General features: G+C 70.6%; 14 protein-coding genes. 8 read left to right on the top strand and 6 right to left on the bottom strand.

The genetic code is table 11. The features are described 5' to 3' along the window. The first annotated feature begins 79 nt into the window (after positions 1–79). The 5 genes from K5L01_RS09390 to K5L01_RS09370 all read left to right on the top strand — a co-directional run bounded on the left by K5L01_RS09390 (position 80) and on the right by K5L01_RS09370 (position 8,050). Positions 80–2,761 (top strand): polysaccharide deacetylase family protein, encoded by a 2,682-nt coding sequence (locus K5L01_RS09390; RefSeq protein WP_250064112.1) that lies wholly within the window; start codon positions 80–82, stop codon positions 2,759–2,761. A 3-nt stretch (positions 2,762–2,764) separates the two neighbouring features. Continuing rightward, positions 2,765–4,120, top strand: coding sequence for a tRNA uridine-5-carboxymethylaminomethyl(34) synthesis GTPase MnmE (mnmE, locus tag K5L01_RS09385; protein WP_250064111.1), 1,356 nt, complete (start codon positions 2,765–2,767; stop codon positions 4,118–4,120). A gap of 191 nt (positions 4,121–4,311) precedes the next feature. Continuing rightward, the gene (locus K5L01_RS09380; protein ID WP_250064110.1) at positions 4,312–5,928 is read left to right on the top strand and encodes an ATP-binding cassette domain-containing protein; all 1,617 of its coding nucleotides are present in this window, start codon (positions 4,312–4,314) and stop codon (positions 5,926–5,928) included. 168 nt (positions 5,929–6,096) lie between these two features. After that, positions 6,097–7,137: a glycerophosphodiester phosphodiesterase gene (locus tag K5L01_RS09375; RefSeq protein ID WP_250064109.1), complete on the top strand. Its 1,041-nt coding sequence runs from the start codon at positions 6,097–6,099 to the stop codon at positions 7,135–7,137. A gap of 352 nt (positions 7,138–7,489) precedes the next feature. After that, positions 7,490–8,050: a hypothetical protein gene (locus K5L01_RS09370; RefSeq protein ID WP_250064108.1), complete on the top strand. Its 561-nt coding sequence runs from the start codon at positions 7,490–7,492 to the stop codon at positions 8,048–8,050. Positions 8,051–8,077: 27 nt separating this feature from the next. Here K5L01_RS09370 and K5L01_RS09365 read toward each other — a convergent pair whose 3' ends face one another. Then, on the bottom strand, positions 8,078–8,863 hold the full coding sequence (locus K5L01_RS09365) for a rhomboid family intramembrane serine protease (RefSeq protein WP_250064107.1): 786 nt from the start codon (positions 8,861–8,863) through the stop codon (positions 8,078–8,080). 659 nt (positions 8,864–9,522) lie between these two features. Between K5L01_RS09365 and K5L01_RS09360 the strand changes: the two genes are divergently transcribed. The 3 genes from K5L01_RS09360 (at position 9,523) to K5L01_RS09350 (ending at position 14,670) form a co-directional block, all read left to right on the top strand. Continuing rightward, complete coding sequence (locus K5L01_RS09360; RefSeq protein WP_250064106.1) at positions 9,523–11,778, top strand: TonB-dependent receptor; 2,256 nt, start codon at positions 9,523–9,525, stop codon at positions 11,776–11,778. Positions 11,779–11,913: 135 nt separating this feature from the next. Continuing rightward, the gene (locus K5L01_RS14945; RefSeq protein WP_250064105.1) at positions 11,914–13,881 is read left to right on the top strand and encodes a S9 family peptidase; all 1,968 of its coding nucleotides are present in this window, start codon (positions 11,914–11,916) and stop codon (positions 13,879–13,881) included. 153 nt (positions 13,882–14,034) lie between these two features. Continuing rightward, positions 14,035–14,670 (top strand): FMN-binding negative transcriptional regulator, encoded by a 636-nt coding sequence (locus K5L01_RS09350; RefSeq protein WP_250064104.1) that lies wholly within the window; start codon positions 14,035–14,037, stop codon positions 14,668–14,670. A gap of 115 nt (positions 14,671–14,785) precedes the next feature. Here K5L01_RS09350 and K5L01_RS09345 read toward each other — a convergent pair whose 3' ends face one another. The 5 genes from K5L01_RS09345 to K5L01_RS09325 all read right to left on the bottom strand — a co-directional run bounded on the left by K5L01_RS09345 (position 14,786) and on the right by K5L01_RS09325 (position 21,239). Further along, on the bottom strand, positions 14,786–16,285 hold the full coding sequence (locus K5L01_RS09345; RefSeq protein WP_250064103.1) for a serine hydrolase domain-containing protein: 1,500 nt from the start codon (positions 16,283–16,285) through the stop codon (positions 14,786–14,788). Further along, positions 16,282–17,646, bottom strand: coding sequence for an acyclic terpene utilization AtuA family protein (locus K5L01_RS09340; protein ID WP_250064102.1), 1,365 nt, complete (start codon positions 17,644–17,646; stop codon positions 16,282–16,284). Before K5L01_RS09340 ends, K5L01_RS09345 begins: the two co-directional genes overlap by 4 nt. Continuing rightward, positions 17,643–19,262 (bottom strand): dipeptide ABC transporter ATP-binding protein, encoded by a 1,620-nt coding sequence (locus tag K5L01_RS09335; protein ID WP_272494140.1) that lies wholly within the window; start codon positions 19,260–19,262, stop codon positions 17,643–17,645. Before K5L01_RS09335 ends, K5L01_RS09340 begins: the two co-directional genes overlap by 4 nt. Then, entirely contained in the window at positions 19,259–20,200 is a 942-nt protein-coding gene (locus K5L01_RS09330; RefSeq protein ID WP_336254099.1) for an ABC transporter permease, read from the bottom strand. Before K5L01_RS09330 ends, K5L01_RS09335 begins: the two co-directional genes overlap by 4 nt. Before the next feature lie 97 nt (positions 20,201–20,297). Next, positions 20,298–21,239, bottom strand: a complete 942-nt coding sequence (locus K5L01_RS09325) for an ABC transporter permease (RefSeq protein WP_250064099.1) — start codon at positions 21,237–21,239, stop codon at positions 20,298–20,300. Between the last annotated feature and the right edge of the window lie 14 nt (positions 21,240–21,253).

The following is a 21,253-nucleotide window of genomic DNA, read 5'->3' as shown; positions in this document are numbered from 1 at the left end:
CCGCCAGGCGGGCTTTCTGCATGCGGCGCTAGAATTCCGCCACCGCGCCCTTCCTTTCCCCAGGACCCGAGTCCGTCCCATGCCCGTCGCCCAACGTCCGACATCGCCGCCCCTGCCGCGGCTTTCCCTGGTGCTGCTGGTGGTCCTGGTCATCGGCGCCTGCGGCAAGCCGGACGGCAAGGCGGTCGATGCATCCCCGGCTGCCGTTCCCGCCGCCGTTCCGCCGGGCGCACAGGCCGAGGCGGCGCCCCTGCTGGCGGCCCTGCAGGCACAGCTGGACGGACATCGGCGGATCATCGTGCTGCTGGCCGACGAGGACCGCCAGAGCGCGGGCGACCGCGGTGTCTCCACGCGCATCGGCCAGCAGCTGTTCCATGAGGGGCTGGAGCGGCGCGAGGCCATCGCCGGGCTGTTCGACATCCTGCTCGGCGACACCCGCGCGCAGCGGTTCGCCGTGCTCGGCCAGGTGCTGGACTACGTCGAATCGGCCCCGGACCTGTACGACGCCGATCGCCTGGCGTTCCGTGAGGTGCTCCGCGACCTGCATGTCCGCATCGGTGCCGACTCCTCGCTGCCGGCGGTCAAGCTGCACCAGCGCATCGGCGAGGACCTGGATGCGCTGGACGAGATCGAGCGCACCTACAACCAGGAGATCACCCGCATCTTCAGCCGCTTCGAGCGCACCCGGGCCATCGCGCTCAAGCGCGAGAAATGGGACGACTACGTGGCGCACCTGCGGCAGCACTACGACCGCGAGGCGATCCTGCGCGACCATGGGGTGATCGAGCCGTACCCGATGTCGATGCAGGATGGCGAGCGCGAGATCTTCGGCCGCGGCCTGCCGCCCAAGACCGTGGTGCTGACCTTCGACGACGGCCCGCACCGCGCCCATACCGAAGAGATCAGCGCCATCCTCAAGCGCTACGACGTGCCCGGGGTGTTCTTCGAAGTGGGCCGCAACCTCGGCCGCATCGGCAGCGACGGCCAGGTGACCCTGGGGGCCATGGCCGGCATCAGCCGGCAGCTGATGGCCGACGGCTATGCCGTCGGCAACCACAGCCTCACCCATGCCCAGCTGTCGCGCACCAGCGGCGACGCCCTGCGCGAGCAGGTCCTGGGTACCGACGCGCTGCTGCGCCAGGTCGGCGACAAGCGCGCGCCGCTGTTCCGCTTTCCCTACGGTGCACGCAATGCCGAGGGCCTGCAGCTGCTCGGCGAGGCGGGCTTGAAGTCGATCATGTGGAACATCGACTCGCTGGACTGGGCCGACCCGGTACCCGAGTCGATCGTCCAGCGCGTGGTCGAACAGGTCCAGAAGGAGCAGCGCGGCATCATCCTGTTCCATGACATCCACGACCGCGCGGTGAAGGCGCTGCCGCAGATCCTCGACCGGCTGATCGCCGACGGCTACCAGTTCGCCGGCTGGAACGGCCGCGACTTCTCGGTCAGCCGCGCGCACCGCACCGCGCGCGAGGACGCCACCCTCACCACCGGCTATGCCACGTCGTGGGCGATCGTGATCGGCATCGACGACTACGCCAAGTGGCCGAAGCTGGAATATGCCAGCCGCGACGCGCAGGCGGTCGCCGACACCCTGACCGGCCAGTTCGGTTTCCCGGCCTCGCAGGTGATCGTACTCAAGAACCGCGACGCCACCCGCAACAACATCCTGGCCGCGTTCCACGACCGCCTGGCCGATGGCCGCACCCAGAGGAACGACCGCGTATTCGTGTTCTTCGCCGGCCATGGCGCCACCCGCCAGCTGGCCTCGGGACGCGACCTGGGCTACATCATCCCGGTGGATTCGGACCCGGACGAGTTCGCCACCGACGCCATCGCCATGACCGACGTGCAGAACATCGCCGAAAGCCTGCAGGCCAAGCACGTGCTGTTCGTGATGGATGCCTGCTACAGCGGGTTGGGCCTGACCCGTGCCGGCGGCTCCTCGTCCGCCTTCCTGCGCGAGAACGCGCGCCGCACCGCACGGCAGATGCTCACCGCCGGCGGCGCCGACCAGCAGGTGGCCGACAGCGGCCCCAACGGGCACTCGGTATTCACCTGGGTGCTGCTGCAGGCCCTGTCCGGCAAGGGTGACCTCAATGGTGACGGCCTGATCACCGGCACCGAGCTGGCCGCCTACGTGGCGCCGGCGGTGTCGGCGGTGTCGCAGCAGACGCCGGCCTTCGGCAGCCTGCCCGGATCGCAGGGGGGCGAATTCGTGTTCCAGGTACCGGACAGCCAGGAGTTCCTCAACGCCGACAGCACCCAGCTGTCGGCCGATGCCATCGCACTCAACAGCCGTGTCGACGCGGTGCAGGACGGCGCCGATGCAGGGGTGCAGGTGGCCGGCCTGCAGGGCGGCAGCACCACCCTGGTGGTCCCGGCGGCAACCCCGGCCCCGGACCGGCAGCGTGCCCAGCAGGCCAACGACCGCGGCCTGCAGCTGTACCGCGAGAAACGCTACGACGAGGCCGTGGCGCAGTTCACCGAGGCCCTGAAGCTGCGCCCGGACTTCGCCCAGGCCGCCAACAACCTCGGCTTCGTGTACTACCGCCAGCAGCGGTATGCCGAAGCGGCGCGCTGGCTGGAGAACACCCTGAAGATCGACCCCTCGCGCGCGGTCGCCTACCTCAACCTCGGCGACGCCTATCTCCATGCCGGCGACAGGGCCAAGGCGCGGCAGGCCTACACCACCTACCTGGAACTGCAGCCACAGGGCAGCGGCGCCAACCAGGCGCGTGCGCAGTTGCAGACGCTGTAGACCATGAACGCCACCGACAGCGCTGCCAGCGACACCCTCATCGCCATCGCCAGCGGCGCGGTCGCCGCCGGCGTCGGCATCCTGCGGCTCTCCGGCCCGCTGTCGCTGTCCATCGCCCGCGGGCTCGGCTGCCCGCCGCTGCACCCGCGCCATGCGCACTACGTACGGTTCCGAGATGCGGCCGGCGCGGTGATCGATGACGGCATCGCGCTGTACTTCCCCGGCCCGCGCAGCTTCACCGGCGAGGACGTGGTGGAACTGCAGGGCCATGGCAGCCCGGTGATGCTGCGCCAGCTGCTGGGCCGCTGCATCGAACTCGGCGCGCGGCAGGCGCGCGCCGGCGAGTTCAGCGAGCGTGCCTTCCTCAACGGCAAGCTCGATCTGGCCCAGGCCGAGGCCATCGCCGACCTGATCGCCGCCGGCGACGTGCGTGCCGCCCGTGCCGCGCGGCGTTCGCTGGATGGCGTGTTCTCGGCCCGGGTCGAGGAGGTGGGCGACCAGCTGGTGCGGCTGCGCATCCACGTCGAGGCCGCCATCGATTTCGCCGACGAACCGCTGGATACCCTGGGCGGCGCGCAGGTGCGTACCGGCGTGGAACAGGCGCGGGCGGCGCTGGCCCGCCTGCTTGCCGACGCTGAGCGTGGCCGCAAGCTGCGCGACGGCCTGCACGCGGTGCTGATCGGTCCGCCGAACGCCGGCAAGAGTTCGCTGCTCAATGCCTTGGCCGGCAGCGAGCGCGCCATCGTCACCGACATCGCCGGCACCACCCGCGACACCCTGCGCGAGACCATCCGCATCGATGGCCTGGAACTGGACCTGGTGGATACCGCCGGGCTGCGCGAGGGCGGCGACGCCATCGAGCGCGAAGGCATGCGCCGCGCGCGCGCGGAAATGCAGCGCGCCGACCTGGCCATCGTGGTGCTGGATGCGCGCGACCCGGATGCCGGGCGCCAGGCCGTCGGCGACGCGGCGGCGCAGGCCGCACGGCAGCTGTGGGTCCTCAACAAGTGCGACCTGCTGCCGGCCTGGCCGCAGCCGGCGCAGGCGGACGCGATCGCGATCTCCGCCGTCAGCGGGCAGGGCCTGGAGCAGCTGCATGCCCGGCTGCGCGCGCTGGCCGGCGAGGAGGGCGGCGAAGGCCCGCAGGGCGAATTCTCCGCGCGGCTGCGCCATGTACAGGCCATCGCCCGTGCCGCCGGCCACCTGGAGGACGCCGCCGCGCAGCTGCGCCACGAGCAGCTGGAACTGGCGGCCGAGGAACTGCGGCTTGCCCACGACGCGCTGGGCGAGATCACCGGCCGGATGACCGCCGACGACCTGCTGGGCCGCATCTTCTCCAGCTTCTGCATCGGCAAATGACCCGTCCGTGGCATTGAACCGTTCATCCATCGCCGGTTAGTCTTCGCCCTGCCGCCGCGATGGCGGTCCTGTCCCTCACGGAGTCCGGTCCAATGCGCCATTGATGCCCGCCCTGCCAGCCGCTGCTGGCGAGGCCTCGCGACGTCCCGCTGCCATCGGCAGCCGGGTGACCCGGGCATGGATGGAACGCAATGACCACGACTCCCTTCCTGACGCTTGAACGCGTCTCCTGGCAGTTGCCGGACGGCCGGCTGCTGTTTTCCGATCTGGACGCAACCTTCGACGCTCGGCCGACCGGGCTGGTCGGCCGCAACGGCGTGGGCAAGAGCGTGCTGGCGCAGCTGCTGGCCGGGCGCCTGGCACCCGCGCGCGGCCGCTGCCTGCGTTCCGGCCCGGTGGCCTGGCTGCCCCAGCAGGTCGATGCGCCGCCCGGCGCCCGCGTCGTCGACCTCGCCGGGCTCGGAGGGGCGTTTGCCGCCCTGCAGCGCATCGAGCAGGGCAGCAGCGATACCGCCGATTTCGAGGTGCTGGGCGACCGCTGGCAGCTGCGCGAGCAGCTGCAGGCCGAGCTGGAGCGGATGCAGCTGCACGGCGTGTCGGCTGAAACACCGGCGCACCGGCTGAGCGGCGGCCAGCGCATGCGCGTGGCACTGGCCGGCGCCTTCCTGTCCGCCGCCGATTTCCTGATCCTCGACGAGCCCAGCAACCACCTCGACGCCGAGGGCCGCCGGCAGTTGCGCGAACAGCTGCGGCGCTGGCCGCGCGGCCTGCTGCTGGTCAGCCACGACCGCGGGCTGCTGGACGACATGCAGTGCATCGTCGAACTGTCGCCGCTGGGTCTCCGCAGCCACGGCGGAAACTACGCGTTCTACGCGGCGCGCAGCGCCGAGCAGCGGCAGGCGGCCGTGGACACCCTGCAGCAGCGCCGGCATGCGCGCCGCCAGGGCGAGCGGGCACTGCGCGAGCAGCAGGAGCAACGCGAGCGTCGCGCCGCCCGCGGCAACCGCCAGGCCGCACAGGGCAACCAGGCGCCGATCCTGCTGGGCCGGCAGAAACAATGGGCGCAGGCCAGTGCCGGCAAGGCCCATCTGCAGCGGCAGCAGCAGCGCGAACGGCTGGACGAGCACGTACGGCAGGCGGCGGCGGACGTGGCCGCGGCCGCTCCCGTGGTGCTGTTGCCGGTGGCGGCCACCGGTACGGTGCCGGAGCGCGTGGCGGTGCTGGAGGAGGCGGTACTGCCGTTCATCGAGGGTCCGCGGGCGCGGCTCGACTGGGTGCTGCGGCGGGGCGAACGGCTGGCGCTCACCGGACGCAACGGCAGCGGCAAGTCGGTGCTGCTCAAGCTGCTGGCCGGGCGCCTGCAGCCCCTTGCCGGCAGCGCGCAGGTGAACGTGCCATGGGCCTGGCTGGACCAGCACATGGCATTGCCGCTGCCGCAGGCCACGGTCATGGCGCAGCTGCGCCATGCCAACCCGGTGATGGACGAGGCCGACCTGCGCACGCGGCTGGCGCTGCTCGGCCTGGAGGGCGCGCGCGCGCAGCAGCCGGCGGCGGCGCTCAGCGGCGGCGAGCGCATGAAGCTGGCGCTGGCCTGCGCGCTATACGCCGAGCGCCCCCCGCAGTTGCTGCTGCTGGACGAACCGGCCAACCACCTCGACCTGGAAGCGACCCAGGCGCTGGAGGCCCTGCTGCGGGCCTGGCCGGGAACCCTGCTGGTGGCGGCCCACGACGAGGCGTTCCTGCGCGGCATCGGCCTCACCGGACGCCTGCATGCCGGCGCCGGCGGCTGGCACCGGCTTCCCGCCTGAGGCCCCGCGCCGGGAAGCCCCGGGCGACTCCGCCGGGCCGGTGTCCCGGTCCGGTCACACCGCCGCGGCACACTTCCCGGCCTTCGATGCGGAAACCAGGAGCGGGCGGTGTTCGACACAGCGGTACGGGGCGCAGCGGCGGTGCTGTGCATGGCATGCTCGGCGGCAATGGCCGCACCTCCCGCACAGTCGTTCGCGCATGTCCCGGTGTATGCGCACCGCGGCGCCAGCGCGCTGCTGCCCGAGCACACCCTGGCGGCCTACGCACAGGCCATCGCCGACGGCGCCGACTACATCGAGCCGGACCTGGTGATGACCCGCGACGGGGTCATGGTGGCGCGCCACGAGAACGAGATCGGTGGCACGACCGATGTCGCCGCGCATCCCGGATTCGCGGCGCGCCGCACCACCAAGGTGATCGACGGCAGGCCGGTCGAGGGCTGGTTCACCGAGGACTTCACCCTGGCCGAGCTGAAGACGCTGCATGCCCGCGAACGCTTGCCGGAACTGCGCGGTACCGCTTTCGACGGCCAGTTCCGCATCGCCACGCTGGACGAGATCGTCGAGTTCCTGGTGCAGCAGGCGCGGCGCAGCGGGCGCGGCATCGGCCTGGCCCCGGAGATCAAGCACGGCAGCTATTTCCGCGGCATCGGCCTGCCGATGGAGGAGCGCCTGCTCGACACCCTGCGCGGCAACGCCTACACCAATGTCGCGCCGATCCTGGTGCAGTCGTTCGAGACCGGCAACCTGAGGCAGCTGCGCGCGCGCATCGGGCGGCCCTCGAACATCCGCCTGCTGCAGCTGCTGGGCGAGCCGGAGGCGCTGCCGGCCGACGTGGCGCTCGCCGGCGGCGGCCGCGACTATGCGGGAATGATGACGCCCGAGGGACTGCGCGACATCGCCGGCTATGCCGATGCCATCGGCGTGGAACGGCGCGCCCTGCTGCCGGTGGACGCGCAGGGACGCCTCGGTGCGGCGACGCCGCTGATCGCCGACGCGCATGCCGCCGGCCTGCAGGTGGTGGCCTACACCTTCCGTCCCGAGAATCCGTTCCTGCCACCGGCGCTGCGCCACGGGGCCGCCGATGCGCGCAACCCGCCGGGGGCGGTCGCCGAGATCCGTGCCTACCTGCAGGCCGGCATCGATGCCTTCTTCACCGACGATCCGGCGCTGGGCCGGCAGGCGGTGGAGGCCGGCCCGGCGTCCTGAGCCGGCCTGGTGCTTGCCGGCGATCACCGGCAACACGGATCATCGTCCCATGGAGGCACGGTGATCATCGGCTACCGCTACGAAGAGCGCGGCGACACGCTGCGCATCCACTCGGTCAATGTGCTGCTGCAGGCGCTGCTGCTGCTGTTCCTGCTGGCCTGCGCCGGCGTGCCGCTGCTGCTGTCCGGTGAACTGGCCGGGCGCAATGGACCGGAGCGCCTGCTGGCGGTCCTGGCGATGACGCTGCTGCCGGTGCTGGGCCTGGCCTGCGCCTGGTATTTCCCGCTCCGCGAAACCCTGGAGCTGGACCGGGCCGGCAACCGCGTACAGCGCAGCCGCCGCAACCTGTTCGGTGGCCGGGCGTCGTGCGCGCAAGGCGTCGTGGCCGGCGCCGGTGCGGTTGTGGCTGCTCGCGCGGAGCGGCGGCGCCCATCAACTCAGTTTCGACACCGTGGCGGTGCGTCCCGGGCATGCGGTGACCGACGCTTGGGTGCAGCGGATCGCCGCCCACCTGCGGCTGCCGCCGCCGGGTGCGGTCGTCGACATGCCGCCGCTGCCATCCCCCGGCGCGCCGGCGCAGCGGCACGCGACCCTTGCGGCAGCGCCGCCACCGGATGGCGACCGCGACCGCGACGGGGCCGTTGCGCTGCCACCGGGCATCCGCGCGGTGCTGGCGCTGCTGGGAAGTTTCCTGGCGGTGCTGGAGGCGACCCAGGCCTTCGCCCTGCTGCGCGCGCTGTGCACCGGTACCCTGTACAGCCGTGCCTGGCGCGGGGGCCCGCATGCGTATCACTGGGACGAACGGCCAGCGGCCTTCCTGCTGCAGTCGGCGGCCGGGCTGGGCGAGGTGCTGATCGTCGGCATGCTGGCCTGGGGCTGCCTGCGGCTGGCGGTGGGCGGCCGCCTGCGCTAGAGCCGCCGCGTGTCGCGGCGTGCGTGGTCAGTCGTCGCGGGGCGGCCGCGGCCGCAACGGCACCACCACGTCGTAGTCGCGGCCTTCGCGGGGTTGCCACAGCACCGGCACCTCGCCGGGCGAGGGCGGCTCCAGCTCGGCATCGGCATGCGCCGTGCCGGAATCGTCCTCGTCCTCCTCGTCTTCCCAGCTGTAGCGCTTGCGCGGCGCCAGCGGGTCGGCCTGGCGGAACAGCAGGGCGGCGATCACGCCGGCGGCGGCGCCGCCCATGTGCGACTGCCAGGAGACCCCGGGTTCGTGCGGCAGCACGGTCATCACCATGCCGCCATAGAACAGCACGCCGATCATGCCGGCGGCCATGGCCGCACGGTCGCGGCGCAGCAGTCCCAGCCCCAGCACCAGGAACATCAGGCCATGGGTGACGCCACTGGCCCCGAGGTGGCGGCTGCCGGGATCGCCGAGCATCCATGCGCCGATCCCGGAACCCAGCCACAGCAGCGGCAGGGCGCGCAGCGTCGCCCGCGGGTACACGCTGCCGGCCAGGGTCCCGAGGATCAGCAGCGCCGCCGCGTTGGCGGCCAGGTGCTCGACGGAGCCGTGCAGCAGTGGCGCACCGAGCAGGCCGCGCAGGCCGGCGGTGTCGTGCGGGGCCACCGCCCAGGGCCGCCAGTCCCAGCCGGCCTGCTGCAGGGCGAACACCGCCACCAGCAGCAGCACGGCAGCCAGGCTCAGGTTGAAGGCGCGCAGGAGGCGGCGGCGGTCGCTGCGGTCGGGGGCCGGGCCGCCGGCGGCGGTCGCGTGGGAAGTGTCCATGCCTCCCGGGATTGCGGCGCTACGCGGCGAATGCAAGAGCGCCCTGACGGGAAACCGCGGTGCCGCCCACGGGACAATTCCCGCCGCATGGCCCCGCGGACAAGCCCGGGAAGACGCCGGCGCGGACGGCGGGGCGGATCGTCGAGCGTCGGCGGCCAGGCCGTAGCGCGTGGGCCACGTGCCCGGTCACCCGTACCCGAGGGGACGGAAGATTGATTCGATTTCATGGATATTCATTGGATTTATTTCACTTGTAAAATCAAATTGCCCGACCAAACAATGGCCGTCAGGAGGGAAAGACGGTCTCGGTCCACTTCGATGCACGCCGCGCCAGCCGGGAACGTTCGACGGTTCGAACGGCCCCGGGACAGTCCACGCGCACGGTGCTCCCGAAGAGCGCATGCCTTGCAGCCCGCACGGACCCGGCAGAGGGAATCTCCGGGAATCAGGGGCGGTACGGGGCCGAAGGAGGTCTCGCCGTGCCCCAGGGGCGCACGGACGCACCGCGCAAGGAGGGCGGCGTCCCGGCATGGACCGGACGGTCCTGCGCCCGACCCCCGCCGGCGCCGGGCCGCACCTCATGGACACATGCCGCCCTGCTTGCACGCGGCGCAGATCGCTTCCCTGTTTCTTCGTCGCCAGCCAGAGGAATGTCCGTCATGTTCCAGCAATGCCGCCGTCCTGCCCGCACCGCCCACGCCCGCACCCTGCTGTTCCTCTCCTGCTGCCTGGCCCTGGGGGCCGGCATGGCGCAGCCGGCGTCGGCCCAGGCCGTCGCCGGCTCCGCGGCCCCGGCGGATGGAAAATCCAGGGACGCGGTGACACTGGACCACGTGGTGGTCACGGCCTCCAAGCGCGTCGGGCAGCTGAAGGACGTCGCGGGCGGCATCTCCGCGGTGAGCCAGGAAGAACTGGAGGCCGTCGGTGCACAGAGCAATGCGGACTATCTCGGCCGCCAGCCGGGCGTGGTGTTCAATGTCGGCACGCCGGGCCAATCCACCGCGGTGATCCGCGGGGTCGGAACCACCGCCGGCATCGACCAGGGGCAGGGGCCCACCGGCTGGTACATCGACGACGTGCCCCTGTCCGAGCCGAGCTACGCGGTGGGCATTCCCGACATCGACACGTTCGACCTGCAACGCGTGGAGGTGCTGCGGGGGCCGCAAGGGACGCTGTTCGGCGCCTCGTCGCTCGGTGGCGCGATCAACTACATCACCAACCGGGCCGACCCCGGCGGCTTCGACGCGGCGGTCGAGGCCGGTATCAACAACACCTACAACGCGCACGGAGAGCTTGGCTACACCGCAAAGGCGATGGTCAACCTTCCCGTCTCGGAGACGCTCGCGCTGCGCATCGTCGGGCTTACCCGCATGGATGCCGGCTACCTCGACAACACGGGAACGGGCGACAAGGGCAGTACCGATGTCAGCGTGAACGGTGGGCGCGCCTCGCTGGTCTGGCAGCCTTCGGATGCCACCACCCTGTCGTTGATGGGCATGTACCAGGTCCTCAAGGGCGACGACCAGAACTACGCCCACAGTGCGCAGGGGAAGTACGCACGCAACTCGCTGCTCCTGGCCCGCACGGACTACGACATCAGCCTGTTCACCGCACGGCTGGAACACGCCTTCGACGGTGCCGACCTGACCGCGATCGTGTCCCGGGACAAGAAGACCCACGAGCTGCACAGCGATGTGTCCCGGACCAGCGCGCTGCGTCCCTTCCTGCCGGTGGACACGCCCATCGATGCCACCGAGTACATGGACATCGACATGCGCACCGCCGAAGTGCGGCTCGCGTCGCCGGCCGACGGCCGCTGGGAATGGCTGGTGGGAGGCATGTACACCACCGCCGACCGCGACACACGCACGTTCACCAGCGCCGAGGGCGCCTACGGGATCCTCAGCAAGGTCCGCCCGGAGGCCGAGTATGACGGTACCGACAATGTGGTCCGCGGCTACTCCGTCGCCGAGGGCAGGGAGTCGGCCCTGTTCGGCGAGATCGGGCTGAACTTCTCCGATGCCTGGAACCTGACCGTCGGCGGACGCCTGTTCAAGAGCAGGTACGACATCCGCATCGACCGCTATGGCTTCATCTACGTACCGAGCCAGCACCCCGACCCCTACCGGATCGACGAAGACGGGTTCGTGCCCAAGATGTCGCTCCGCTACCGGCCCAGCGCCGACACCACCTGGTACGCCGTCGCCTCGAAGGGCTTCCGGCTCGGCAACCCGAACACGATCTACCCCTGCGCCTGCGATTTCGTGACGCCCGACGGCTGGGGGTCGGACAAGCTGTGGAACTACGAACTCGGGCTCCGCAGCAGCTTTCTCGACCGGCGCCTGGCACTGGATGCGGGGGTCTTCTACATCGACTGGAAGGACATCCAGGTGCGCCTGGTGCGTCCCGACAACGCCACGTACGGCACCAATGCCGGCAAGGCGCGCATCTATGGCCTGGAGAGCAGCCTCTCGTTCGACGTCACGCCCAACGTGAACTGGCGGACCAACCTGACGCTGCTGAAGGCGGAACTGACCGAAGACGTCCTGACCGCCTCGCCGGTGCTGCGCAGGGGCCAGCAGTTGCCGGGCGCCTCGGATGTGCAGCTGTCGAACACCTTGACCTGGTACTTCGACACCGCCTGGCAGCCCAGCCTGGTCTTCCAGCACCGCTACCTGTCCGAGGCACCGCAGACGCTCAGCGATCCGGTCGCCACCGTCGCGGGGTTCAACCAGTTCGACCTCCGCCTGAACCTGCGCCGTGGCAACATCGGCTATTCGATCTGGGGGACCAACCTGACCAACGAGCATGTGCCGCTCTCCGGTTACGGGACCAGTACCCTGGCGCTCTACGGCCGCTCGGAGTTCCTGCTGCGGCCGCGCACCCTGGGCGTTACCGTCAGCTGGAAGTACTAGCGGCCGACGGCCTGGCGGGAGGACCGCGTTCCCTGCGCGGTGGCGATGACAATGACGGAGACACGGCAGATGAGATCGATGGCGAGGGCGGGAACCGCAGGCGAATCCGGGCGACGGCGGTTCCGTGCACGCGGCGTGGGGGCTGCCCTGGCGGCGCTGGTGATGCTGGCATGCGTGCCGCCACTGCAGGCGGCGCGGCATGTGCCTTCCGCCGCGGAGATCGTCGACCTCAAGGAGCTGAGTGATCCGCAGGTCGATCCCGACGGTCGCTGGGTGGCCTACAGCATGGAAACGCCGGTGCCCGACGGCGGCGCGGCCCGCTGGCGGATATGGAGGATGCCCCTGCGTGGCGGCGGCGCCCTCGAACTGCCGGCACCGGACGGCGCGGCCGACCGCATGCCGCGCTGGTCGCCCGATGGCACCGGGCTGGCGTTCCTGTCCACCCGCGGGTTGCCCGCGCAGGCGGATGGAAAGACGGCGCCGCGGGCGCGCACGCAGGTCTGGACGCTGGCGCTGGATACCGGCACGCCGCGGCCGCTGACCGCGTCGCACGGCGAGGTGAAGAGCTTTGCCTGGTCGGAGGACGGCAAGCGGCTGGCCTACCTGGCCGTCGATCCGCTGTCGCCGGAGCAGAAGGCGCGGATCGAGCGCAAGGACGATGCGATCGAGGTCGGACACGATGGGCAGTACACCCGCCTGTGGATACAGGACGCGGCGGGCGGCAATGCACGCCTGCTGACCCGGCCGGGCCTGCAGGTGCAGGACATGGCCTGGGCGCCGGACGGGGAGTCGTTCGCGCTGCGGGTATCGGACGAAGTGGGCCTGGGCCACCACTGGTACCGCTCGCGGGTGATCCTGGTGTCGGCGGCCGATGGGCGCCTTCTCCGCACGGTCACCGAGCGCGCCTCCGCGGTGGCGCTGCGCTGGTCGCCCGATGGACGCCGGCTGCTGTATGGCCAGCTCGGGCCCTACGGCCATACCGGAACCCAGGTCGTCTATACGCTTGCGGACGCGTCCCGGGTCGAGCTGGGAACGCATTGGCCCGGCTCGCTGCGGGCAGTGCAGTGGCAGAACGACGGCACCTTGGTGGGAATGGGCCTGCGGGGGGTACGTCCGCGGTTGATCGAGGTCGATCCGCGCAGCGGGCAGGTCAGGGAACGGCTCGCCCTGCATGGCCCCTCCCGGGGCTTCAGCCTCGCGCGTGACGGGCGGGTCGCCCTGGTCAACGGTCGCGTGGATGCGCCGCCCGAACTCGCCGTCGTGTCCGGCGGTGACGTGCAGTGGTTGACCGATACCAACCCGCAGGTGCGGGACTGGCCGCTGGGCCAGGTGCGCGACCTGGTCTGGCGCAGCTCACGGGATGACCGCGAGATCCACGGGGTGCTCGTGCTGCCGCCACAGTGGCGGCCGGGTACGCGGCTGCCGACGCTGGTCCAGGCGCACGGCGGGCCGGCCGATGCGTGGTCGTCGGGCTGGCTGGGCTCCTGGCACGATTGGGCGCAGTCGCTGGCGATGCGCGGCTACGCGGTCCTGCTCCCCAACCCCCGGGGCTCGGTGGGGCAGGGCAATGCGTTCGCCGAACTGGCGCGCGACGACTGGGGGGCCGGGCCCTTCCAGGACGTCCTGGATGGGCTGGACCTTCTCGAGGCGGAAGGCATCGCCGACCCCGCGCGCGTCGCCATCGGCGGCTGGAGCTACGGCGGCTACCTCTCGGCCTGGGCGGTCGGCCACAGCGAGCGCTTCCGCACCGCGATCGTCGGTGCGGCGGTCATCGACCTCGGTGTGATGGCGATGACCACCGACATTCCCTACGAATACCTTCCCGGCTATTTCGGCAACGTGCTCGAGCGCCGCGATGCCTACGACCGCAACTCGCCGATCCGCCATGCCCACAACGTCAAGGTGCCGGTGCTGGTGCTGCATGGCGAAGAGGATCGGCGCGTGCCGATCTCGCAGGGCGAGCAGTTCTACTGGGCGCTGAAGTTCAACCGGACGCCGGTCGAGATGGTCAGGTATCCGCGCGCGCCGCACTGGTTCGAGGCCCGCGAACAGGAGCGGGACGTGCTCGAGCGGGTGCTGGACTGGCTCGAGCGCCCGCACTGACCGGGCGACAGCGCTCGCCCGGCCCGGCACCCGGGGGAGCGCTGCGGCGCTTCCCGGCGATGACCCGAACGCCGCTCCCAGGGGCGCGCGGCCCCTCGGGGGGCCGCCACCGTCCCCCACGCAATTGCTTGTTCCTGTTTGGAGAATCCCTGCATGGGCCACGCCTATGACGAGAGCTACGCCGCGCGCAACCAGGCCGACCTGGTCGCGCTGATCGAAGGAAATCCCCTGGCCTGGGTGGTTTCGGGAAAGGCCGAGGCGCTGATGCACAGTCCGCTGCCCCTGCGCTGCGGCTATGCCGCGGACGGGCGGCTGAGCCATCTGCTCGGCCATCTGGCGCTGCGCAACCCGCTTGCCGCGCGGCTGCGCGAGGACCCGATGGCGGCCGCGTTCTTTCTCGGTCCCCAGGCCTATGTCTCGGCGAGCTGGCTGGACGACCGGACCCAGGCACCGACCTGGAACTACTGTGCGGCCGCCTTCCAGCTGAAGGTGGAACTGCACGATGCTCCCGGCGCGATCCGCGACGAACTGTCCGCCCTTGTCGCGCAGATGGAGGCGGGACGGCCGAAGGCCTGGCAGCTCGAAGAGATGGAAGGGCGCTACGCGCACCTGGCCCGCCACGTGGTCGCGTTCCGTGCACAGATCGTGTCCGTGCATTCGACCTTCAAGCTGGGGCAGGACGAACGTCCCGGCGACTATGCGCAGATCGCCGAGGGACTGGGCCGGTCGCAGGAGGCCTCGCTGCTGCACTGGATGCGGCGCTTCGAAGCGCGGGACGAGGAGCCCTAGGGGCCGCTGCCCGCCGCGTTGCGGCGGGCGGGCACCGACGTGGCGCGCGCATTCGGCCGGGCGGTGGCAGCGCGGGCCAGGGGCCGGACGCTGCCGCGGGGCTCCCGGGCGCGGCTCAGCACAGGGCTGCTTTCACCGCCTCGGTGAACCGGACCACTTCGGCACGCCGGTCGTGGTCGCCGGGGCCGCGGAAACCGGGCTCCGGAAACGCGCCCAGGGTGATGATCGCCAGCTGCTGCCGGCGGTTGACGTAGATGCGCTGCCCGGCGAATCCCGCCGCGATCATCGCGCCGTCCTCGGCGATCCACCAGCTGTATCCATAGCCGCCCAGTGAGCCGGAGGTGATATCGGGAGACTCGGCCTTCTGCTTGTCGGTGAAGACGAAGGTCATCGCAGCGGCCTCGTCATTCCAGCCCTGGGGCAGCATCGACGTCCCGTCGACCCGGCCTTCGTCCAGGAGGAACATGGCGAAGCGCCCGAAGTCCCGCAGTGCGACCCCCGCCCGGCTGCCGCCGATCTCGAGCCCCTCCGGCGACTCCAGGGTATAGAAGGCATCGAACTCCATGCCGCAGGGTCCCCAGATGCGCTTCGACAGGTACTCGGCAAGCGGCATGCCCACCGCCGAGCGCAGGGCCGCGCCCAGCAGGAAGGTATCGCCGGTGTTGTAGTGCCAATGCACGCCCGGCGGATGCGCCCGCGGCAGCCCGCGGAGCAGTTCGAACACCCCGCCCGGGATGCCGTCGGCCAAGGACTTGCTGTAACGGTTCACGTGCGAATGCTTGTCCGCATAGTCTTCGTTCCAGGCGACCCCGGAGGACATTGTCAGCAGGTCGCGGATCGAGACCGCCTCGTAGGCCGAGCCACGCAGTGTCGGAACGTACCGCGTGACGCTGTCGTCCAGCGATCCGATCGCGCCATCCTTGACCGCGACCCCGACCAGCGTCGCGGTGATCGACTTGACGGTGGACATCGTGCTCCAGCGGTCGCAGGGCTGCAGCCCCAGGCCATACCGCTCGACGCGCACGGTCCCGTCCTTGATCACCAGCAGGCCGCTGATGGCGTTCCGGTCCATGAACCCGGGAATGCCGCAGGCCACGCCCGCCGCGTCGTACTCGACCTCCAACGGCGCGCCGTACACCAACGGCGTGGGGCTGCCCGATCTGCGTATGGTCCGGGAGTTGAACAGTCGGTCCACGATGCGGTAGCCATGCGCCTGCACGTTGGGTGGCCAGAGGAGGAAATCCTCCGCCTTCGGCAGGTGCTCGACCGGCGCGCACCGTCCCGTGGCGCCGGCCGCCCCGGCGGGGGCCTCGACCTCCATCTCCAGCATGGCCGAGCTCAACGACTTGCCGTGTGCATCGAGCGACAGCGAGCGGGTCACCCCGCCGCCCAGCGCGTTGTCCAGGACGAAGTTGAGCGCGGAAATCGCCGGCAGTTCGTAGCGCGCCACTTCGCCGGCGACGATGCCCTGGAAGTGCCGCCGGACCGCATCGGCGGTCAGCACCCGGCACAGGTGCGGGTAGTGCGCGGTGTCGAACGGGATCACCGATATGTTGGATCGGTTGCCCTTGTCGCCGCTGCGCGAGTGGGCGATCTCTCTCAGCTTGATCTTCATCTGCACAATGCCTTTACCGTGGTCGTGACCTGTTGCCTGGGGATGAGGACGGACTGCACGGCAATCACCTCGCGCGTGGCCACGGTCACGCCGCCGCCGCCGGCCGGGCCGTTGGTGTACAGCGCCTCGACCTCGCGCCCGATCGCCTCCGCGGACTCCCGGCACGGCGTCCTGGCGGCGACCCGCAGGCGGGCCTCGTAGGGGGGCGCCGGCCGCTGGCCGATGGCCTCGTGCAGGGCATCGATGCCGATCAGGTCGAACTTCAGCTCGCTCTGCGTGATCGACGCGCGCTGCAGGCGGGCCTTGACCACCTCGCCCGCCAGGCGCGCGCGGTCCGCCGCACCCGTTCCCGCGTATGAAATCTGTCCCTCTCCGACGAACCCTTCGCTGTAGGCGACGGATACCTTGAGCATGGCAGGGCGTTCCCGGCCCGTGGCGCCGGTCAGCCGCACCCGGTCGGGCCCGAGCTGCTCGATGCGGACGTTCGAGAAGTCGGCGATCACGTCGGGCTGCAGGTACCGCCGCGGATCGTGGATCTCGTAGATCAGCTGCTCCTTGCACGTCGCCACCGAGACGACGCCGCCGGTGCCGCTCAGCTTGGAGATGCACAGCGCACCGGAAGCATCGACCTCGCCGATGGGAAAGCCGAGGTCCTCGAGCGCCGGCACCTCCTTGACGCCCGGGTCGGCATAGTAGCCACCGGTGACCTGCCCCGCGCATTCGAGCATGTGGCCGACCAGCGTGCCGGCGCCGAGCTTGTTCCAATCGGTCATGGACCAGCCGAATTCGTATACCAGCGGTCCGAGGAACAGCGCCGGATCGGACACGCGTCCGCAGATCACCAGGTTGGCGCCGCCGCGCAGTGCGTCGCGGATGCCCTCCGCACCCAGGTAGGCGTTGGCCGAAATCACGCTCGCGGCGACCGCCCTGAGGGGGGCGCCGGACTCGATGAAGTCCAGCTCCGAAGCGAGGACGGCCTCGAGCACATCGTCGCCTTCCACCACCGCGACGCGGAGCCCGGTCACGCCCAGCTCGTCGGCGATGGCCAGCGCCAGCCTGCCGGCGGCATGGGGGTTGGCCGCGCCCATGTTGGTGACGATGCTGAATCCCTTGCGCTGCTGCACGGGAAGAAGCGCGCGCATCCGCGATGCGAACATCGGGTCGAACCCCTTGGCCGGGTCGGCGCTCCTTGCCTGCTGCGCGTGGGCGATGGTCCGTTCGGCCAGGCATTCGAGCACCAGGTAGTCGAGGTCGCCACGTTCGGCCAGGTCGACCGCCGGTTCGATCCGGTCGCGGGCGAAGCCGGCGCCGGCGCCCAGCCGGAGCGTGCGCTTCCGTGGCATCTGCTGCGGGCGGGTCATGGCTGCGGCCTCCTGTCCGGGTGGCCGGGGATGGCCGCGATCAATCGCCGCGTATAGGGCGCCGCGGGCGCCGCAAGGACCTGCCGGGCGGTTCCTTCCTCGATGACCTGGCCGGCCTGCATGACCAGGATCCGGTCGCACAGCCGCGCCGCCACCCGCAGGTCATGGGTGATGAACAGCATCGCCAGCTGGAACTGCGCCTGGACCTCTTCGAGAAGATCCAGGATTTCCTTCTGCACCGAGACGTCCAGCGCGGAGACGGCCTCGTCGGCGATCAGCAGCTTCGGCTCGCATGCCAGTGCCCGGGCGATGCAGATCCGCTGCCTCTGGCCGCCCGAGAACTCGTGCGGGTAGCGGCCGAGCACCGAGCGCGACAGGCGCACGCGGTCCATGAGCGCACAGGCCTTCTCGACCGCGGCCTCGCGGCTCCATCCCAGGTTCATGGGGCCTTCGATCATCGAATCGAGCACGCGTCGCCGCGGGTTGAGCGAGCGGTACGGGTCCTGGAAGACCATCTGCACCTGGCGCCGGAACGCCTTGTCCTCGCTGCGCCGGCGCCGCTGCGACACCGAGCTGCCGCCGATGCGGATCTCGCCGCCGTCGAAGGAGTCGAGACCGGCGATGCAGCGGGCGAGCGACGATTTTCCGGACCCGGATTCACCGACCACCCCGAGGGTCTCGCCGGGCCGGATCACCAGGTTGATGTTGCGCGCGACCACGGTTTCCTTCGCCGCCGCGAAGAGGCCGGCGGTTTGCCGGTGGGCGTTGGACAGGTCCGTGACCTCGAGAATGGGCGCCTGCGCCGGGCGGTCCTGGACCCGCATCGGCTGCAGGGCCGGCACGGCCGCGATCAACTGGCGCGTGTACGCGGTGGCGGGGGTGTCCAGGACAGCCGCGCAGGGGCCTTCCTCGACCGCATCGCCCAGGCGCATCACCGCGATCCTGTCCGCGATCTGCCGGGCGACCCCGATGTCGTGGGTGATGAACAGGATCGCCGTTCCATGCAGCTGCCTCAGTTCGAGGATCAGCGCCAGGATCTCGGCCTGGGTGGTCACGTCCAGCGCCGTGGTCGGTTCGTCGCAGATGAGCAGGGCCGGCTTGAGGCAGAGCGCCAGGGCGATCATCACCCGCTGCCGTTGGCCTCCCGACAGCTGGTGCGGGTAGGAGCGGTAGATGCGCTCGGGGTCGGCGAAGTGCACCTGCCGGAGCATCTCCAGTGTCGTCGCGCGGCGCGTCCCGGCCCTGCGTTCGCCATGGATGAGGAGCAACTCCTCTATCTGCGCACCGCAGCGCTCGACCGGGTTCAGCGCCGTCATCGGCTCCTGGAAGATCATGGACATCCGGTTGCCGCGCAGCGTGCGCAGCGTCTCCGGGGACATCGCCGCGACATCGTCGCCGAGGACCCGGATGGTTCCGGAGGACACCGACAGTGCGTTCGGCAGCAGCCCCATGATCGAGTGGGCAATGACCGATTTCCCGGACCCGGATTCGCCGATCAGGCAGACGATTTCGCCTTCGCCGATGGTGAGTGACAGGCCGTTCACCGCATGGCGCCTGTCCGCACCGTCGGGCAGCCGGACGTGGAGGTCGACTATCTCAAGGACCGCAGGATTCATCGTGAGGTGTCCCGCGGCGCGTACTTGGGGTCGAGGACGTCGCGCAGGCCGTCGCCCAGCATGTTCACCGCGACGATGGTCAAGGCCAGGAAGCATCCCGGGATGAGCACCAGGTGGGGCGCGAGGTTGAAGTTGACGCGGCCGTCGGCCATCACGTTGCCCCAGGTGGGCACGTCGCTGGAGAACCCGACTCCGAGGAACGAGAGCACGGCTTCGACCAGGATCGCCGAGCCGAAGATGAAGGTGCCCTGGATCGCCAGGGGCGCCACCGCCGCCGGCAGGATATGCCTGAGCATGATCTTCCAGGCCGGGACGGACATCATCCGCGCCGCCTCCACGAACGCCGCTGTCCGGACCGACAGGACCGTCGCCCGCACCACCCGGGCGACGCGCGGAAGGTCGGGCAGCGCGATCGCGATGACCAGGGTCGCGAGCGACACCTCCCACAGCGAGACCAGGGCTATGGCCAGCAGGATCGACGGCACCGCCATGAGCCCGTCCATGATGCGCATCAGCACCCCGTCCAGCCTCCGGACATAGCCGGCGAACAGGCCGAGCAGGCCACCCAGCAGGACGCCGGTGACCGCGACGCAGGTGCCCACGACCAGCGAGACGCGCGCGCCGTACAGCACCCGGCTGTAGACATCGCGGCCCATGCCGTCGGTGCCGAAGTAGAACAGGCGTTCGACGCTGTTGCCGGAGAGGTCGGTGAAGACGGCCCGCTGGCCGATCGCGGTACCGACATGGTCGGGATCGATCGCGGCCGGATCGATGGTGTTCAGGTGGGGAGCGAACAGGGCCATCAGCACCAGCAGGCCCAGCACCGCCGATCCTGCCTGGACACCGGGATGGCGGGCCATGGCCCGCATCGTGGCGCGCCATGGTGCGTCGGCGGCCAGGGGAGGCAGGTGGCAGGGAGGGACGTGCGGGGTTGGCATGAAGGGTTCCTGGTCAAGGCAGCCGTGCGCTGGCCGGCGGCGGAGAACGGATGGACCGGCCGCTCCCCTTGGCGATGGGAAGCGAGCGGCCCGCGCGTCAATAGCGGATGCGTGGATCCAGCGCCATGTAGAGGAGGTCGACCACGAGGTTGATGCCCACGTACAGCGCCGAGAAGAAGATCACCAGGCCCTGCACGACGGGAAAGTCGCGTGCCAGCACCGCGTCCACGGTGAGCTTGCCGAGCCCGGGGATCGCGTAGACCGTTTCGGTGACGACCACGCCGCCGATCAGCACCGCGAATGAAAGACCGATGACGGTGACGATGGGGACCGCGGCCGTGCGGACGGCATGGCGCCAGAGCACGCGCCGTGCGCTGGCGCCCTTGGCATAGGCCGTCCGGATGTAGTCCTCGCCCAGGGTGTCGATGACCGACGCTCGGGTGACGCGCGTCAACAGCGCGATCTGGCCGAACGCCAGCCCGACCGCGGGCAGCAGGTAGTGGAGCAGCTTGACCCCGGGGCTCGCGCCCTCCGCGCCCAGCCCCTGTACGGGGAGCAGTGCGAAGTGGACGGCGAACAGCCAGATCAGCACGTAGCCGAGGACGAACACCGGGACCGAGAACGCGAGGACGGCAAAGGCGTTCACGGCCCGGTCGACCAGGCTGCCCTGCCGGGACGCGGCGAGCGTGCCCAGACCGACCGCGGTGGGTACCGCCATGAGCATGGTCAGCAGCGCCAGGTTCGCCGTGGGCAGGATGCGCTGGCCGATGAGCGTGGTGACCGGGACGTGGTAGTACAGCGAATTGCCGAAGTCCAGCCGCAGCATCGACCGGCCCCAGATCAGGAACTGCTCGAACAGGGTCTTGTCCAGGCCCAGCTGGGCGCGCATGCGCTGCAGCTCCTGCGGCGTGGCGCCGTCACCGGCGATGGCCAGGGCCGGGTCGCCGGGCGCGAGCCGCAGGACGACGAAGACCAGGACCGCCACCGCGACTATCACCGGCAGGGTGGACAGGAGCCGACGGAGGGCATAGGTGCTCATGCTGTTCCAGCCGT

Source organism: Stenotrophomonas mori (assembly GCF_023556335.1).
Taxonomy (GTDB): Bacteria; Pseudomonadota; Gammaproteobacteria; order Xanthomonadales; family Xanthomonadaceae; genus Stenotrophomonas; species Stenotrophomonas mori.
The sequence above is the reverse complement of the archived record's forward strand: the minus strand, read 5'-3'. Positions and strand labels throughout refer to the sequence as shown.